The 862-nt window shown below is 59.3% G+C and carries 1 protein-coding gene; it reads left to right on the top strand.

Annotated features, from left to right (window positions below):
* Window positions 1-269: 269 nt before the first annotated feature.
* Window positions 270-725: a transposase gene (locus tag J5M58_RS25780; protein WP_207880131.1), complete on the top strand. Its 456-nt coding sequence runs from the start codon at window positions 270-272 to the stop codon at window positions 723-725.
* Window positions 726-862 lie beyond the last annotated feature (137 nt).

The raw sequence follows: 862 nt of genomic DNA, 5'->3' as shown, positions 1-862 counted from the left end.
CAAATGTGGGAGCGGGCTTGTCCCGCGAAGCGCCGCGCGGGCGGCGCTCGGTCTAACAGGCGCAGAAAGTGTAACGGCAAACACCCGCGAAGCGCCGCGCGGGCGGCGCTCGGTCTAACAGGCGCAGAAAGTGTAACGGCAAACACCCGCGAAGCGCCGCGCGGGCGGCGCTCGGTCGCGCCCCATCCACCCACATTCCGCAATACTTTTCAGCGCTCCAGCCCTTCGCATGCGCCTATGTTTCCTGAACCTTTGTGCGAGGAGACCATATGGAGCGTGCTCAATCCCATCTCTTGCGCCGTGGCCGCTTCTCTATGCCCGGTGGCCTGTTTCTGTTAACAACCGTAACGAATAATCGAAAGCGAATTTTCACGGATTTCTGGCTAGCCCGAGCGGTGATTCAGCAGCTTCGGCAGGCTGAGTGCGAGGGGGCGTGTCAGTCATTGGCCTGGGTTGTGATGCCGGACCATCTCCATTGGTTGATTCAACTGAACGATTCGACATTATGCAGTTTGATGCGGCGATTTAAGTCGCGCAGCAGTCATGCGTTGTATCGCCGAGGAGTGAGGCGCGAAAGAGTGTGGCAAGCGGGCTATCAGGACCATGCCATTCGGCGGGAGGAAGACATTCGCAGGGTGGCGAGGTATGTAATTTGCAACCCATTACGGGCGGGATTGGCCAATAAGGTCGGTGATTATCCGCATTGGGACGCCGTATGGATCTGAGTCATCTGAAAGCCGTGAGCGCCGTCCGTGTGGCGTTTCGCGGGTGTTTGCCGATACACTTTCTGCGCCTGTTAGATTGAGCGCCGCCCGCGCGGCGCTTCGCGGGACAAGCCCGCTCCCACATTTGTTGCAACGTG

It is taken from the genome of Pseudomonas sp. 32_A (assembly GCF_017490905.1).
In the GTDB taxonomy this organism is placed as follows: Bacteria; Pseudomonadota; Gammaproteobacteria; order Pseudomonadales; family Pseudomonadaceae; genus Aquipseudomonas; species Aquipseudomonas inefficax.
Note: the sequence above shows the minus strand (reverse complement) of the source record. Positions and strands in the feature narration are given on the sequence as shown.